This window comes from Nitrospira sp. BLG_1, assembly GCF_047338595.1.
Classification (GTDB): domain Bacteria; phylum Nitrospirota; class Nitrospiria; order Nitrospirales; family Nitrospiraceae; genus Nitrospira_D.
The window spans coordinates 356,953-372,103 of sequence record NZ_JBLFBO010000001.1 but is presented as its reverse complement, the minus strand read 5'-3'; the positions used below and the strand labels follow the sequence as shown (position 1 = coordinate 372,103).

Annotated in this window: 12 protein-coding genes; 2 read left to right on the top strand and 10 right to left on the bottom strand. The window is 52.8% G+C overall.

The annotated features are described in order from the left end of the window. Positions 1–8: 8 nt before the first annotated feature. From ACMTNU_RS01790 to ACMTNU_RS01745, 10 genes are all read right to left on the bottom strand, one after another. Complete coding sequence (locus ACMTNU_RS01790; RefSeq protein ID WP_413933480.1) at positions 9–1,565, bottom strand: complex I subunit 4 family protein; 1,557 nt, start codon at positions 1,563–1,565, stop codon at positions 9–11. Positions 1,566–1,590: 25 nt separating this feature from the next. Then, positions 1,591–3,567, bottom strand: a complete 1,977-nt coding sequence (nuoL, locus tag ACMTNU_RS01785) for an NADH-quinone oxidoreductase subunit L (RefSeq protein WP_413933479.1) — start codon at positions 3,565–3,567, stop codon at positions 1,591–1,593. A 135-nt stretch (positions 3,568–3,702) separates the two neighbouring features. Further along, positions 3,703–4,005, bottom strand: coding sequence for an NADH-quinone oxidoreductase subunit NuoK (gene nuoK / locus ACMTNU_RS01780; RefSeq protein WP_090744441.1), 303 nt, complete (start codon positions 4,003–4,005; stop codon positions 3,703–3,705). Beyond that, the gene (locus ACMTNU_RS01775) at positions 4,002–4,529 is read right to left on the bottom strand and encodes an NADH-quinone oxidoreductase subunit J (RefSeq protein WP_413933478.1); all 528 of its coding nucleotides are present in this window, start codon (positions 4,527–4,529) and stop codon (positions 4,002–4,004) included. Before ACMTNU_RS01775 ends, nuoK begins: the two co-directional genes overlap by 4 nt. Before the next feature lie 9 nt (positions 4,530–4,538). After that, complete coding sequence (locus ACMTNU_RS01770) at positions 4,539–5,129, bottom strand: NuoI/complex I 23 kDa subunit family protein (RefSeq protein WP_413933477.1); 591 nt, start codon at positions 5,127–5,129, stop codon at positions 4,539–4,541. A gap of 39 nt (positions 5,130–5,168) precedes the next feature. After that, on the bottom strand, positions 5,169–7,862 hold the full coding sequence (locus tag ACMTNU_RS01765; RefSeq protein WP_413933476.1) for a molybdopterin-dependent oxidoreductase: 2,694 nt from the start codon (positions 7,860–7,862) through the stop codon (positions 5,169–5,171). Positions 7,863–7,939: 77 nt separating this feature from the next. Further along, the gene (gene nuoD / locus ACMTNU_RS01760; RefSeq protein ID WP_413933551.1) at positions 7,940–9,082 is read right to left on the bottom strand and encodes an NADH dehydrogenase (quinone) subunit D; all 1,143 of its coding nucleotides are present in this window, start codon (positions 9,080–9,082) and stop codon (positions 7,940–7,942) included. A 116-nt stretch (positions 9,083–9,198) separates the two neighbouring features. Further along, a complete protein-coding gene (locus ACMTNU_RS01755; protein ID WP_413933475.1) occupies positions 9,199–9,696 on the bottom strand; it encodes an NADH-quinone oxidoreductase subunit C in 498 nt (165 codons plus the stop codon). Between the two features lie 9 nt (positions 9,697–9,705). Then, positions 9,706–10,233: an NADH-quinone oxidoreductase subunit B gene (locus ACMTNU_RS01750; protein ID WP_413933474.1), complete on the bottom strand. Its 528-nt coding sequence runs from the start codon at positions 10,231–10,233 to the stop codon at positions 9,706–9,708. Between the two features lie 7 nt (positions 10,234–10,240). Next, positions 10,241–10,624, bottom strand: coding sequence for an NADH-quinone oxidoreductase subunit A (locus ACMTNU_RS01745; protein WP_413933473.1), 384 nt, complete (start codon positions 10,622–10,624; stop codon positions 10,241–10,243). A gap of 580 nt (positions 10,625–11,204) precedes the next feature. Here ACMTNU_RS01745 and ACMTNU_RS01740 point away from each other — a divergent pair. Both ACMTNU_RS01740 and priA read left to right on the top strand, forming a co-directional pair. Next, positions 11,205–12,773: an OmpA family protein gene (locus ACMTNU_RS01740; protein ID WP_413933472.1), complete on the top strand. Its 1,569-nt coding sequence runs from the start codon at positions 11,205–11,207 to the stop codon at positions 12,771–12,773. 124 nt (positions 12,774–12,897) lie between these two features. Continuing rightward, positions 12,898–15,144 (top strand): primosomal protein N', encoded by a 2,247-nt coding sequence (gene priA / locus ACMTNU_RS01735; RefSeq protein WP_413933471.1) that lies wholly within the window; start codon positions 12,898–12,900, stop codon positions 15,142–15,144. Positions 15,145–15,151 lie beyond the last annotated feature (7 nt).

Sequence of the window (15,151 nt, the reverse complement as noted above, 5' to 3'; positions counted from 1 at the left end):
GGAACCTACTACCTTCCTTCTGTCACACTATTATCGAGTGCGGCGGTCTTCTCCTGGTGCAGGCGATCGACCAGGGCTTGAACTGATCCGTTCATGATCCTCAAGAAGGGGGAGGGATAGAGTCCAATCCACAGAATCATGATAGACAGAGACACCGCAATAACCATCTCTCGCAGTTGCAAATCACTCATCGTGCTCTTCACAGCACTACCGAGTGGACCGAGCATCGATCGTTCGTAATACCAGAGAAAATAGGCCGCACCAAAAATCACCCCGAGTACGGCGATCGATCCAACCCACCATTTGGCCTCAAACGCACCTAACAGAATGAGAAACTCGCCGACGAACCCGTTGGTGCCGGGCAGTCCAATCGACGCCAGCCCGATAATCAAAAAGAAGGTCGCAAGCAGCGGCACTTGTCTTGCCATTCCTCCGAACGCCGCCAATTGGGTCGTCTGTTGACGGGAATACAGAAATCCTGCAATGAAGAAGAGGCCGGCAGTGCTGAACCCTAGATTGATCATCGTCAGCAAACTGCCTTGCAAGCCTTGATAATTCAAAGCAAATAACCCCACCACGACGAAACCGAGATGGCTGACGCTGCTGTAGGCAAGTAGGCGTCTGAAATCAGCCTGAACCAACGCCATCCACGCGCCATAGAGAATCGCGCAGAGCCCTAATACGACGACAACCATCACAACAGTGTCACTCTTCGATGCATCCGGCAGCAGCGGAATGCTGAAACGGATGAAGCCAAAGGTCCCGAGCTTGAGACCCGCCAAGACAACCGCCATCCCGATGGGGCCCTCTAAGAGCGCATCAGGCAGCCAGGTGTGGAATGGAAATACCGGCGCCTTGAACGCAAATCCGAGAAACATCAACCAAAAGATAAGGATCTGTTGACTGATGGGAATCGGGACCGTGAGTAACTCAAGCAGATCGAACGAGTACGCATGATCACTGTGATGGAGAGACGCCCATTGGTGGTAATTGATGTCCAGCAGCGCGATTCCCACGAGCATAAACACACTGCCTAAGAGCGTATAAATGACGAACTTCAGTGCGGCGTAATGGCGTTCGGCTCCCCCACCCCACAGCTTGATCATAAAATAGCTGGGAATCAGCATTAGCTCCCAGAACACAAAGAACAGGATCAAGTCCAACGACAAAAATACCCCCATGGTCGTCGTTTCAAGCGCCAGGAGGCACATCATGTAGAGTTTGACTTGATGTCGGATCGTGTCCCACGAATAGACCACGACCAGGACGGTCAGAAATGCCGTCAGGCCAACGAATAATACACTGATCCCATCGACCGCCAGGTGATAACTGATCCCCAATGCGGGGATCCATTGTACCCGCTCGGCGAATTGCATGGCGGCCGACTCGGGGATAAATCGGAGGAGGACAAAAACCGACAGAGCAAGCTCCACCAGCGCAATCGTGAGGGTAGAGCTTCGGACCGTGTCTTCATCGTCCACAAACCAGAGCACGATGGCGCCGACCACGGGCAGAAAAAGGATACAAGATAGAATTGGGAAAACAGCAGTAAGCTCTTCGAGCATGATGACCGTCAGTTTCGACTATGACCTACATCTGAACCACAAGTTGAACAACCAGGGCCAAAAGAAAGAGCCCTGCAACAATAATCGCAGCATAATGATGCACCATGCCGCTTTGCATTTTTCGCCCCTCTCGAGCAGCGAGGTGATTCCCATATCCGATGACATTCAGTCCCGCGTAGACGATGTACTTTTCGACCCAAGTCGATCCAGACGCACCCCAATCTGCGAGATGACCCACTCCTCGCACCACACCATCGATGATCGTCCGATCAAACCAGTCTAGGATCATACCGAGGCGCTTGAGAGGCTCGACGACGAGGAAGTCGTACACTTCATCGATATAGTATTTATTCAAAAGCAATCGATACAAACCGGAAAACTTCTCAACCCATCCGTCTGCCGTCACGGGGCTCACTGCATAGAGGAAGTGCGCAATTCCCCATCCCATCAAGGCAATGGCAATGGCCACGCCCATCAGGAGAATGGTCATACCCCCTGTGGCTTCATGTTCCACCCCAGTTCCAACAACCGGAGCTAAAAACCCGTGCAACCACCCCTGTTCAGGAGGGAATCCCAATACCAACCCGCCGACCCCTGAGAGAAACGCAAGAACCATCAAGGGTGCGATCATCACCATCGGAGATTCATGCACGTGTTCCTCGGTATGATGATCCATCCTGGAGGATCCATAGAACGTCAAATACGTCAGCCGAAACATATAGAAAGACGTCATCAGTGCACCGGCTGCCGCCAGGCTATAGAGCAGATAGTGATGCGTGTTGAATGCGTGGGCCATGATTTCGTCTTTACTCCAGAACCCAGCCAGCGGAGGAAGGCCTGCAATGGCAATGGTGCCGATCAGAAAGAGACGATAGGTCCACGGGATGCGCTTACTCAATCCACCCATTTTTTGAATATCCTGCTCCCCTGACAGGGCATGGATGACCGACCCGGCGGACAAAAACAAGAGGGCTTTGAAGAAGGCGTGTGTCATGACATGAAACACCGAAGCCGTGTAGGCACCGATCCCGCAGCCCAGAAACATGTACCCAAGCTGGCTCACTGTTGAATAGGCCAAGACACGTTTGATGTCGGTCTGCACCAGTCCGATCGTTGCCGCGAACAGGGCAGTCCCTCCACCCACGACTGCCACGACCGCCATAGCGAACGGAGAGAGATCAAAAATGACATGATTTCGTACGATCATGTAGACGCCTGCGGTGACCATCGTCGCGGCATGAATGAGCGCGCTGACCGGTGTCGGTCCCTCCATGGCATCAGGCAACCAGGTATGGAGCGGCAATTGAGCAGATTTGCCGACCGCACCGACGAGCAGGCACAGCGCAATGGCCGTGGCCATCTCCGGAGACAACTGTCCAACATGAGCAAAGACTCTTGTGTAATCCAGCGTCTTGAAGTTGACAAATACGAGAAAGATGGCGAGGAGAAAGCCGGCATCACCGATTCGATTGACCACGAAGGCTTTGGATGCGGCCTTAGCGGCAGAAACCTTATCGTAGTAATACCCGATGAGGAGGTAGGAACAGAGCCCTACACCCTCCCAGCCGATAAACAACACTAGATAATTGTTCCCCATGACGAGTAGCAGCATGGAGACCATGAAAAGATTCATGTAGGTGAAGAAGCGGGTGAACCCCTCCTCACCATGCATATACCCAACGGAATAGACATGAATCAGAAAACCTACGCCCGTCACGACCAACAACCAAGCACAGGTCAGCGAATCAACCAGGTACGCGAAGTTGATCGTCAACGCTCCGCCGAAAATCCATCGATACACGACGACTTCATGCGATGCGCCGGTCCGCAAGACATCTGCAAACACCACGAGCGTACACAAAAAGGACAAACCGACAGACCCCCAGGCCAAACGATGCGCCAGCTCATGTGAATATCGATGACCAAAGACGCCGTTGGCAATGACCGCCATCAGCGGAAACAGGGGAATCAATTTGATCAGCAGATCGATTGTGTCAGACACAGAGTCCTACGTTTTTCTCAGGATGCTCAGCTAAGCGAGAAGGCCGATGAAGCCGGGTCCTACTGCATCCGCTGGAGGTAGTTATGAGGGCATGGAGCACCGAAGACAGAACACGATGCCACTCTCAACATCCTGCTACCACTTCAAAAGGTTCATCTCATCCACATTCGTAGAAATTTTGCTTCGAAAAACCACAATGATGATGGCCAGTCCAATCGCCGCTTCCCCGGCGGCAATCGCGATGATAAACAAGGCCACAAGTTGTCCAGCCATCGATTCTAGGTAGTGCGAGAATGCGACCAGATTGATATTCGCCGCATTCAACATCACTTCGACGGACATAAGCACAATGATAAAGTTCCGACGAATCAGTACGCCCAGCAATCCCGTCATAAACAGAACAGCACTCACAGCGACATAGGCTGACAGCGGTATCATCGATGGTCCTGTTCGGCCTCCAAGGCCTTCGGTGTCTTCGCCAACACGATGGCACCTATGATCGCCCCAAGGAGAAAGATCCCCACGATTTCAAACTGCAAAAGATGGTCACTGAACATCTTGATGCCGACCGCGTAGGTATCTCCCTCTTGCAATACCGCTCCAGTAGGCGCGTTTCCTTTCGCCCCGTCAAACGGCGATCGGAGGAGGAGAAAGAGTATATAGAGAGCCCCTAACGACGACAGCCCGGCGAAGTACGGCGCCGACGCGTGAAAATACCGCTCGTCAGTTTTGAGATTCATCAGCATCAGTACAAAGAGGTAGAGAACCAAGATAGCCCCGACATAGACAATGACCTGGACAGCCCATAGAAACTCGGCATTCAACAGGATGAACAGACCGGAGACGTGCATGAGTAGGGCAAGCAGGGATAATGCACAGTGAACCGGGTTGCGCAGGGTGACCGTAAGCACCCCAGCGGCAATGCTCACCAATGCAAAGTACGAGAAAAATGCCAAGATCATATTATCCGTTCAACTCAGATGCTTCGGAGGTGTCTGTGTCGCTTTCGCAACTGACTGCGGGAAGTAGTATCGATACTCGCGGCTCTCTTCAAGGTTCTTTTCTTGATTGTGCGCATACAAGTATTTCTTCCCATCATCGAGATGCCGCTCGCCAATCTCGTACAGGCGCTTTTTATCGAACAGGAGGCTCCGCTTGTCATGAGTTGAGTACTCATACATCTTGGTCATGGCCAACGCATTCACGGGACAGGCTTCGACACAGTAGCCACAGAACACACATTTGGTAATGTCAATGTAGAATTCACTGGCATACCGTTGAAGCGGTCGTGTGACATCTTCGGCACTGATCACCTTGATACAATGCGACGGGCAGGCGACTTCACACAAATCGCAGCCGACACACCGCTCTCGTCCATCATCGTACCGCAACAACCCAAGGGCCCCTCGATGCGCGTCAGGAATCGTGCGGTGCTCCCGTGGATACTGAAAGGTCATCGGTCGATGGAGCATGTGCCGAAACGTCACTTTCATCGCGTCCCAGATTTCATAGAACAGGGCCGCATGAAGGATCTTTTTCGTCAAGGCAGTAATGCTCATCATGAGCTCCTGGTCATGAGCAGGCGGACATTTTCGTCACAATCAGACCGGTTCAACATTGACCCACATCTGCTTGAATGACGGGACGCCTGTCGTGGGGTCAACAGTCACCGTCATCAAATCCTTTACCGGGGGCTCGTTAAAATGCTCGGGGAAAAAGCAGGTGCCAGGGGCAACCGACTGATCCGTCTGCACGGCAATCTGGAGAGAACCACGGTCCGACGTCAGGCGCACCTTCGCACCCTCTTGCAGACCGAGATGTTCCAGATCCCGCGCATTCATTCTCAACTTTGCGGTGTTCGGAGCGATCGTGATCAGACCGGGCGCTTGAACAGAGAGCTTCCCGGAATGCATCAGGAGTTGTCCCATCAATAGGGCAAACGGGCGAGTCGATGCATGGATTTCCGGAGTCACCTGATACCGCTCGCCGACCTTGGTCGTATATCCCTTGGACAAGTATGTGTCGAGTGTCGGCGCTGTTTTGCGGGGTTGACCAAGATTGTAATACCCGGGGAGCAGCTTCATGATCTCGCTTTGGATATCATTTGCAGACTGATAATCCCATTGGCATCCCATAGCATTCGCCAGAGCGGTCATAATGTGCCAATCGGGCAAGCTCTCTCCACGCGGATCCATGGCTTGGCGAACACGAAGGACCCGCCCTTCAAAATTTGTAAAGGTGCCGTCCTTTTCTGCATAGGTACAGGCCGGCAACACAAAATGTGCAAGCTTCGCCGTGTCCGTCAAGAATGGATCTTGGACAACCAATAATTCAAGCCGTTCTAGTCCGGCCCGCACTTCCATGGAGGCCGGAAGGGTGGCTAGGGGATTTTCTCCCAGGATATACAAGGCCTTGATCTGTCCACTCCGACATCGCTTCAAGATTTCAACCAGGTGAGCACCAGAGCTCGAAGACGGAAGCACCGCGTCCCAAGCCTTGGCAAACCGATCTCGCACCTCTGGATCACCATACCGACCCTGGCCAGGGAGGAACTCAGAAGCCGTACCCATATCGACAGCCCCTTGCTCATTGGGCTCTTCCGTCACCGTAGTGACCCCACACCCCGGCTGTCCGAGCTTTCCGGTAATCCAGGCGAGATCCATCAACTTGAGCACGTTCTGATAGCCGTTGGGTCGCCGGACAATTCCTTCCGCACACAGAACGATCGATCGCGGTGCTTCGGCAAACAGTCTGGCAATTTCGCTGAAGGCCTCACTGGACAGTCCAGTCTGAGCCGTCAATTGTTCCATCGACAGACTTGCCACCGCCTTTTTAAGCGCCTCAAAGGCTTGTGGATGCTTTCCCACAGCCGCTTCATCCACCACATCTAAGTCGATCGCCGCTTTCACCAGCCCATCGATCACCGCCCCTTCTGTCCCAGGCTTGATCAAGAACGGATGTGAGGCGAGCTTGCTCATATTCGTAATGGCACTATCGAACGTCACCACCTGGGCCCTGTAGACACGCACCGCTTCCTTAATACGAACCGCCGTGAGCGGGTTCGTCTCCGTGATGTTGGACCCAATCACGATAATCGCCTTCGCTTTCGTGAGGTCCTCCCAATCATTAGAGGCTCTCCCCACACCGATGGCATGCTTAGAGGCCAACACAAAGTTCATATGGCCGTAGCGCGCGCTACTATCAAGCTGGTTAGTCCCAAACGCCGTGCGCATGAGCTTTTGAAACAGATACAACTCTTCATTGGTGCATCGGGCAGTCACGAGGCCGGCAATAGCGTCGGGACCATACTTCTCTTTGATTGCAACAAAGCGATCAACAAGCCCGTGCATGGCCTCCAGCCACGGCTTTTCAACTAAGCGTCCGCTTTCACGAACCAATGGGTGCACAAGCCGATTTTGACTATCCAGCGACTCAAAACCAAACCGTCCCCGCACACACAGCCCACCGTGGCCTTTGGCCGTATCGGATCGATCACCCCACTTATTTTTCCAGGACAGTGGCGATGTGACCCGGACGACTTCTTCGTCTTTAGTTTCCAAATACATCTGACAGCCATCCCCGCAGTAATTGCAGGTGGTGGTCGTTTTTTTCATCTGCCAGGGCTTATACAGATACTTGGAAAACTTGTTTGTGATCGCACCGACAGGACAGACCGCCAAGCAATCCCCGCAGAATTCGCAATTGAGGGGAAGATCCCCTTTGGGAACGACCTGATTGAATCCCCCCTTCTTCATGAATTGCAAGGCGTCGATCATCAAGACATCCTTGCAGACGTTGATGCATTCCGCACACGCGATGCACCGATTCATATTGAAGTCGAGAACCGGGCTTCGCGTATCCTCGGGGATGAACTTTTGTTTGGCATTGGCGAGATTCGTCACCCCGTGCTGAAAAGCCATATCTTGAAGTTCACAATGGCCGTCAGCGTCGCACACCGGACAATCAAGAGGATGCACGGATAGGTGTTTCTCAACAGCCTTCTTGCGAGCGAGGAAAAGATCCTCTCCTTCGGTACGAATCACCATTCCCGCCGCTGCCTTCGCCGTGCAAGAGCGAACAGGAGCTTTTTTCCCTTCCTGCATTACGAGGCACATCCCACAGGAGCCGAACGGGTCGAATGTGTAGTGATAACACATCGCCGGAATGATCTTCCCGGTCATGGAGATGACGTCGTAGAGTGACACCCCATCCTTTGCCGTGACGGTTTTACCGTCAATGCTCAGTTCAATGCTTGTGGCTTCAACGTCGGGATTGGTCGCTGGCTTTAGTCCCATGTGTCGTCCAGTTTTGAGTCTTTAGTTATTAGCGTTGAGCTGAAACTCAGCACTCACAACTCAGCACTCTCTGCTCGCTATCGGTCGCATTCACCCATCACAATATCGTAAGTCCCAAAAATCGTGCAGGCGTCGGAGATCATGTAGCCTCTGGCCATATGATCGAACGCACCCATATGGATGAAGGACGGAGCACGAATCTTCAACCGATACGGCTTACCCCCACCCGTACTGACGATATGGAAACCCAGCTCCCCTTTGTGGGCTTCTGTGCCGCAATAGATTTCTCCAGGCGGGGCATCGAACCCCTGGGAGAACAGCTTGAATTGCTGGATCATTGCTTCCAAGTTCGTGAACACCCGTTCCTTCGGGGGCAACGTGACACTCGGAGCATCCGCCATGATGGGCCCTTCCTGCATCTGTTCCAGACATTGCCGGATGATCTTGACGCTCTCGTACAGCTCCATCACCCGGATCCAATACCGGTCATAGGTATCGCCGTTTTTCCCAACCGGCACGCTGAACTCACACTTCGGATACGCGCTATAGGGTTCATACTTGCGCAGGTCATAGTCCACGCCGGATCCACGCAAAACAGGTCCGCTCAATCCAAAATTAACGGCGTCTTCCGCAGAAATGACGGCGACTCCCTTGGTGCGTCCCAGCCAAATACGATTTCTTTCAAGAAACACCTGGTATTCATCGATCTTCGGTGGGAAGTAATCGAGAAACTGCTTGAGCTTGTCGATTAACGCAGGCGTCAAGTCTCGCTCGACCCCGCCGATCCGATACCAGCTGGTCGTGAGACGGGCTCCGCACAGTTCATCAAACCAGTCCAGCAAGATTTCACGATCTCGAAAACAATAGAAGAAGACGGTCATAGCACCAATGTCGAGCGCCTGAGCACTCAGCCAAAATTGGTGACCGATGATACGCTGAACCTCAGCAACAATCGTCCGCAAGTATTCCGCCCGTTCCGGCACTTGTAAGTTCAGGAGCTTTTCAACGGCGCGGCAATAAGCAAAATTGTTGTACATCGCACAGACATAGTCCAGTCGGTCGGTATGGGGAATGAACTGATGGTAGGTCCCATCTTCCGCAAGCTTTTCAACGCCACGATGGAGATACCCCATCACCGGAGTCGACTTGACCAGCCGTTCCCCCTCCAACTCCAAGATCACCTTAAGCACACCGTGCGTACTGGGGTGCTGGGGTCCCATATTGAGCAGAAGCTCCTCGGTCCGTAGAGTCGGAAGCGTCTCACTCTCCGGGTGTTCCGGGTTGACCTTATAAACCGTGGTTCTCTGATCTTCGAATGCCATACCGGTCGAACATCCTATCGAGGGACTTCATCCAAAAAATCGAATGTGTCTCGCCAGCCTTTGCCACGCAACGGAAAATCTTTTCTCAGGGGATACCCCTCGGTATAGTCATCCGGCATGAGAATGCGGCGGAGATCAGGATGGTTCCGGAAACGGATCCCCATCATATCGTAGACTTCGCGCTCCATGAAGTCCGCCCCCTTCCAGAGATCCGTCAAAGAATCCACCACGCAGTCACTCTCAGGCACCCGCGTCTTCAGCCTAATCCGCTGACGTTTTCGAATCGAATAGAACTCCCAGACCACCTCAAATCGCTCTTCGTCATCAGGCCAATCCACAGAGCTCACATGGACGATATAGTCAAAATCCATCCCAGGATCATCGCGGAGGAATTGGGCGACCTCGCGAAGCTTGTCACGAGTAACCGTCACAGACACATCACCACGCCATTCACTGACGTTGGTGACACCAACCGAAAACGTATGCTGAATCCGCAGTAAGAGAAGATGCATGACCGTGCGTCAGACCTTCAAATTTGCTTTCACCTGATCAGGCTGAGCTACAAACACCCGTTTTTGCATGATGCGCTCCTGCAGCTTGAGGATACCGTCCAAGAGAGCTTCTGGGGTTGGGGGACAACCAGGCACATAAATATCAACCGGGATAAAGCGGTCGACACCCTGTACGACAGAATAGCTATCGTAGATATTCCCAGACGTTGCACAAGAGCCCATCGCAATCACGTACTTCGGCTCCGGCATTTGATCGTAGATTTTTCGGATGACCGGTGCCATCCGACGGCAAACCGTTCCTGCCACAATCATCAAGTCTGATTGCCGTGGCGACCCCCGAAACACTCCAGCTCCAAAGCGATCCATATCGTAGCGTGAGGAGACAGCGGCCATCATTTCGATGGCACAGCAGGCAAGCCCAAAGGTCATCGGCCATAGTGAGCCTTTTCTGGCCCAGTTTACGGCCTTTTCAAGAGATCCGGTAATGACGTCCGGAGCCCCATCTTTATCGTGACGTCCCAGCTGGATCAGTCCCATAGATTCCTCAATCCCACTCCAGAGCGCCTTTGCGCCAGGCATACACGTAGGCCACGACAAACAACCCGATAAAGATCAGCATCTCGATCAATCCGACTATCCCGATTTTGGTAAATACAACCGCCCATGGATAGAGAAAAATGACCTCGATGTCGAAGATAACGAACAACATCGCAAAAATGTAATACCTGACAGGGAACGGCATACGGGCGTCCGAGAAAGGCTCGGCTCCACATTCATAAGTCGATAACTTTTCAGGCTCAGGGTATCTGGGTTGTACAAAGTAGCTGACCAAGAGCGTCAGCATTCCCAAGATTAACCCCGTAAAAATAAAGAGAAAAATCGGGAAATACTTGGTCAGATATACAAGAAGAGCCTCTGATCCGCTCATACGATTTTCTCTTACAAAGCATTGACCTGAAAGACTATTCCAGGCGCAAAGGGTGAAATATTAGTTCGCCATTATTTGGGATAGCAAGAGAACAAAGGACCTAAGTCCCGATCACCCGAAAGCCCTACAAACTCTTAAGTGAGGAGGAGGATGGTGAAAAATCGATTGACTATTGAGAGGTTAGAAATTTATGCGCACCACCATGATGGGACAAATTAGTCACCTACAACCGTTCTGAGTTGTGCGCTGCGCAGTATGAGCAGGCCTCGCCTGCTCCCATTCTAGAGTCAGGGGAGAAAACGCCTTAACGGTTCGTCGCCGATGAATTTGGGTTTCGATTCGGACCTTCGTAGGAAGCTCATCAAGGATGAGGAGATACCCGTCGGCCGCCTTCTCGGACTCCATGCTGCTACGCACTAAACGACTTGAGAGAGTGTACGGACCTCGCATGCGCAATAGGTTACCATCTGAAAGAAATGTCGGTCAAACCCCCTTACACATTCAGTTCAAATTCTTGACAAGAGAGCGTTGTTTGCTATGGTCTTTTAAGCGATCTTTGCCTTAATTAAGGACTCCATTTATGAAAATCACGATCTCCCTCTTCCTCGTTCTGTGTTCGGGAATGAGTCTCTCCTCTCATCAAGCTTTCGCCCAGGTCTCAAACCTCGATTCTGTACGAATACTAGACGGAGGGCTTGCTTTCGCCAGTGGAATGATCGAGAAAACCTCCCCAATCGATGGAACCGTGAATTTAATCACCGGTGACAATCAATCATCAGGGAATCGAATGCTCTTAGGAAAGGGAGACTCTCTTTATCTCAAACTGGATAACCCTGCGGATGTGGCATCCGGAGATCTCTTTACCGTGTACCGACGGGTGCGAAAGGTATTTCACCCGGTCACTCGAGAATACCTTGGGTTTGTGGTGAACCGTTCAGCAGTCGTGAGGGTGACGGCTGCCGACCACGCCCTCACAACGGCGGAAATCGTGGTAAATTATGGACCGGTTTCCCCCGGAGATCCTGTCGCGCGATTTAGAGATCCAGCCCTGGATACTAATACCAGTACGGCCACGAACGTGGCCGACCTTGAAGGGATGATTATTGAGCTTCAGGCCGACCGCACGATGACATTGGTTTCACAATCCAATGTTGTCTACATCGATCGTGGAAGAGAGGATGGACTGAAAACAGGGGATCTCCTCGATATTCACCGTCATAGTGTTGGGCTACCGCCCCGCAAAATCGGGCAGCTTAAAGTGCTCTCCACGGAGGCGAGCACAGCCGTTGCCAAAGTTCTGAGGGCAAATACCCGTGTGATCAAGGGAGATCGGTTCAAATTCGTCGGAATTCCTGAGACCTCCACTCATCCTGTTGTCGCACTCACACATGCATCGGTGGACCAGAGCAATTCATCGCCGGTTGGACCAACTGCCGATGTGGTTACCAGCAAGCTGAAAGTACACGACGCCTCCGGACAAAGCCGCCTGAACCTAGGCGAGTTGGCCAAGTTCTTGCGTTATGAATCAGGAGATGCCGCGATCAAGCCTGAGAATTATCCCGTACTCGATCAGTTCATTGAATATCTCCGCACCAGCGGCGATACCCGATTGATTCGCATTGAAGGTCATACCGATAACGTCGAAATCGGTCCTTCCCTTAAGGCTCGTTATCCGAGCAATTGGGAATTATCCAAGGTCCGTGCAAACGGTGTTCTTCGCTATCTTGTTGAGAAAGGCGGTGTTGACCCAGCCAGACTCACAGCCATCGCCCTCGGGGACAGCAAGCCAACCGCGTCGAATGAGGTGGAAGAGGACCGCAAGAAGAATCGCCGAGTGGAGATCGTGATGTATCCTGCCGAGACCGAGGTTTCTGAAGAGCCCCCTCATGGACACACCTTGAACACGAATGCTTCCAATTTGAGTACACATGGAACTGCCGGTCAACCGAGCACCACTCTCCCTACTTCGGATACAAGAAGCCCAATTGCCCCTGGAACTTTGCCTGTCGAAGATTCTTTGCAGACTTCCCAGGCTGAAACCAGCAGCCGTATTGATACTCCCACTACCGGAGGTCCTTCCATGCAGATAGAGCCGAACAAACCAGATGCTCCTCAGCAACAACCAGCAAACGGAACTTCGACGGAATAGGATCCCGCGAAAAAGAGAGACTCCCGATAACTCTTGATATGCGAATCCCTGCTGCTAACCCATCTTCCTCTCAATAGGCGACACATCCGGTGTCCTTCATGATTCCATACTGTTAGAATGCCGTATGGCTCTCCAGGGTGTCTCGGTCTCGCCGCCGCAAACAGAGGCTCTGTTTGCGGATGTACTGATTCCACGTCATATCACCAAGACGTTCACCTATCTCATTCCCGCCTCCATCACGCAACGTCTTCAGACTGGCAGCCTCGTCAAGGTGCCATTCGGCCGATCCGTCCTGGAGGGGGTCGTGGTTTCCATCAACTCCCACCTGGCACCCGAGATGATGTCTACGTCCCTAAAGACTATTCTTGCTCTGGTTGAAAATGAGCACAGTTCGACAATCTCCCCCACTCTGCTTAAACTCTCTCACAAAATTGCACAGTACTATGTGGCCCCCTGGGGCCAATGCCTTCGATTGCTCTATCCTCCAACACCTGCTTCCTCCACACGCCTGAAAGCCACTCAACTCGGCCGTATGGCATTGGAAATGGGTACTTGCCCGGACTCCCTGCGGCCAATTCTTCAACGAATTGCCCACCGGGTTTCCGGAATCTTGTCATCCACGCTCCACCCAACCCCACGTAATCATGCCTCGCAGGTGATTGACACCCTCATCGAACGCTCCTGGATCACCCGTATCCCGGCTCGCAAGCGACGGCGCACTCCCCTGACTGAGCCAGATGGGCAACAGACATTGCATCACGCAGTGATCGACGCCGACCAGCTCCCCGAGATAGACCCTGCCTGGCGCACTCATCTTCACCAGTGCTTTCAGGCCGACCACACGAAGAAAATCGTTCTTCACGCTCCATGGCAACACCGCATCGCACGACTTGCGGAGGCCATTCGTCAGGCGCATGCACGCAACAAATCAACGATTGTGGTATGCGGGGAGACGGCCAAAGCACGTTGGCTGACACACGTGCTCGCACCACTCACCGGACTACAGATCGTCTTCATCCAGCCGCCCAGCTCTCCTCAACGATGTAAGCATCATCAAGGCTCGACTCCGACTGTAATCGTAGGAACCCGTTCAGCTGTCTTTGCTCAGCTCGATGCAGTCGGGCTCATCTGGGTTGAAGGAGAAGAGGACTCAGCCCTCAAGGAACCCAAAGAGCCTCGGTATCACGCCAGAGACGCGGCCTGCCTACGAGCGGAACAAGATCGCGCCGTCGTAATACTTGCTTCGGAACACCCATCGATGGAATCGAATTTCGATCCCGAAGCCGATATTCAACGCATCCAGCAGGACGTGAATCTTCAGCCCAAGATCGAGCTGGTTGATCTCACTAAGGAACGGAGAGGAACCCTACTGAGTCAGAACCTTCGTTCTGCCATGCGTGAAGTACTCGAGTGCAAGGGAAAGATTCTGTTATTTCTCAATAGGAGAGGGTACGCCCGAACGCTGATCTGTCGAGACTGTGGCTGGGTACCTCGTTGTCCTTCCTGTATGGTCGCACTCCCCTACTATCGAGACGTCGGCAGTCTGACTTGTCGGTACTGCGGAGTTACAGAGCAATTGCCTGACGACTGTCCCCTCTGTCACGCAACCCACATGAGCCTCGTTGGTGAGGGCACCGAACAGGTCGAAACTGAAACGCATCGCTTGTTTCCTCATACCACGATTGTACGCCTGGACAGTGACACGCTGCGCCATCCAGCCACCGCCCGATCACTGTGGGAGCGTGCCAGATCAAAATCTTACGACATTCTGATAGGGACCCAAGCACTGTTCACCCGTGAGCCACTCCCACAGCACCATCTGGTTGGGATCCTTCAGGCAGATTCCGGTTTGCATGTCTCGGATTTTCGAGCTGCGGAGCGGACATACCAACTCCTTGTTGATGCAGCAAGCTCGGCGTACCCCGCATCCACTGGAGGGCGAGTCATCCTACAGACTCGCCTCCCGTCCCACCACGCCGTACAAGCTCTCTTATTCGGAGATCCCCATCAGTTCTACGAGGAGGAATTGACTGCGCGGCGGCTTCTCAATTATCCACCGCTGTGCCACCTAGCTGATCTCACTGTCGCCGGACACAATACGGCCCTTGTCGAAGAGGCTGCCATTCGCTGGGGCGCAACCCTTCAGCAACCACCATCCGCCGAAGAACATCATAATATTGTGGTACTTGGACCCGTACCATCACTGGGAAGACAACCACGAGGCCAGCATCGCCGTCGTCTCCTGGTAAAGGGAACCGATCCCGATATCCTCACACGTCGTCTCCGGGATTCGGTTGAGAGTATGGAAAGGCAATACCGACAGAAGCAAATCAAATTCGTCGTCGATATGGACCCGGTCGAGAGCGGATAACGTTACA